The sequence below is a fragment of the Candidatus Cardinium sp. cByotN1 genome (assembly GCF_022810525.1).
In the GTDB taxonomy this organism is placed as follows: Bacteria; Bacteroidota; Bacteroidia; order Cytophagales; family Amoebophilaceae; genus Cardinium.
In genome coordinates, this window is record NZ_JAACGG010000119.1 from 1 (window position 1) to 1,979 (window position 1,979).

General features: G+C 34.0%; 1 protein-coding gene. It reads right to left on the minus strand.

What is annotated here, in order from left to right; translation table 11 throughout:
• Nucleotides 1–318: 318 nt before the first annotated feature.
• Nucleotides 319–1,749, minus strand: a complete 1,431-nt coding sequence (locus MUW73_RS03555; protein ID WP_243575260.1) for an HD domain-containing protein — start codon at nucleotides 1,747–1,749, stop codon at nucleotides 319–321.
• Nucleotides 1,750–1,979: the final 230 nt, after the last annotated feature.

Below are 1,979 nucleotides of genomic sequence, written 5' to 3' on the forward strand. Positions count from 1 at the left end.
GGCTCCTGTTTTTCCAGCTGTAAACGAAGCTTTCAGCCACTTTTTTCATCAGCGCTTGATTTTTTGGTTACTTTTTTATCAAGAAAAAAGTAACAACAAAAATTCATTTTCTACTAATTTCGTGAACGCAAACCAAAGAGTTGCTAAATATAATCGAAGAAAAACTACAGTCGTGAACGGATACGAACGTAAACAATAATTAAGATGATCAATATGAGGTTCTAGTGGGCAATAACGATGGCTGGCTAGGGGAGAAAGTCCTTGCTTGCCAAGCCAATCTATTTATTACTAAGATATATTATAAGTTAAAAAAGTCTTTTAACTATCTTGATCTTGATCCTTATCTTTACTTTTACCTTTATTTTTACAAATCTTTAATGCCTGTTTAGCTGCTCTTTTTAATGCCATACCTATCTGTGGACCCAAGTATTCATTGGCTAAGTTAATATCTATGGACAACGTTTCTTGCGCCATATGTTGAAGCTCTACTAGCTGAATATAGCCTGCTGCATGTTCTAGATCATATAGACGCTCAGCTAGCTTGATACAGAGAACAGCAATCTGTACCTGATCTTGATTCATGGCTTTTTCTAATCGATTTTCCATATAAACTAAAGCAAGCTGCTTTAGGCCTTGGCGTTTATGCTTATCTACCCCTAATAAGCTTAATACAATGGCATATATATCTGAACTATAATGTTCTCTAACATAAGTAAGAGGCAAGTAGTTGTGGCAAACCAATCCATAAAGTAAAGAAGCATAAATGACTTTAGGTGCGTAAAAAAACCATTCTAGCACTATGTTAGCAATCCCTACAGCACGCACATAACATAATTGACCTGAAGCATGACGCTTAAAGTGAAAGTGTTGCTGTAATAGCATAAGCAAATGTGAGATTATCCCTAGATCAATAGGGTCTATATCATCAGAGAATTGAGATAAATGGGCATGGAAATGCATTAGTGCCATAGTGACCTCAGTTTGTTCCCTAGGTCTGGCAGGGGTTTCTAAGTTTAAGGAATCTATAGGTAGTTTAAAGTTCATGTTATTCATAATATCGGTCACATCGATAGGTAACACTAGCAAGATAGCTTCTTGTTTTGCATCAATAGGGTATTCTACATATCCATAATGGTCACGAACAATACTTGATATAGTTTCCTGCTGAAGATCTATTAATGAAGAAGCTAAATTTATTTCTTGAGGTGCAGTCGTGTCCATAAAATCATTGTAAATATGCTTGATCTTCGGGAGTGATTCCGCATCGAGAGCCGTGCTGCTTATTAGTAAGGCAGTAGCTTGGAAAAGCATTAATGAAGAATCATTAGCCCCAATAGGATCTGGTTGCTTAAATTGCAAAAAAGTGTTTTGCAATTGCATTCTAATAACTGGTGGGTTGGAGCAATTTAATTTACCATTAACTCGTAAAATAGCCTTAACCAATAAGTAAGTGATCTGATTAACATCAGCTATAATGTAAGGAAATGGTCTTCTACTAGGATCTTTTACTTGCTCTACAAATAGCTTAGGAGGAGATGTAATCTCTTGGTACAAAGCAAATGCTACTTTACGAATTAGCTTATCTAAAGCGATTTTAGTAGGGTGTAGAGGTTTATGTTGTAGCGTGCTTGCGTTACTTACCCTATATCCTCGAAAAGCGTATTTACTTCTAGAGAAGAAGTAAATACCTACGACAAATATTAATAATAAAGAATAGACCACCAATAGTGGCTTATCTAGCCATATCATAGAAAAAACCATTAATTTAAATTTTTAAGTTAAAAAAATAAAAATTATATATTTATACTCTAAAATTGTTTTATAATAAGAATTTTTTTATAAAAATCAAAAAAAATACACAGGTATCCGTCTTCGTACGTTTGTATTATTAAAATTATTTTCTTAAGGAGTTGAAGTGTAAGATCGCTGTTTGTATCTGTTCATGAGACTGGTAAAAAGTGAATTTTTTAAAGCTACTT

Bases quoted from the DNA above. Each gene is read 5' to 3' on its own strand.
- MUW73_RS03555 (WP_243575260.1), bottom strand. From the start codon at position 1,749: ATGATATGGCTAGATAAGCCACTATTGGTGGTCTATTCTTTATTATTA.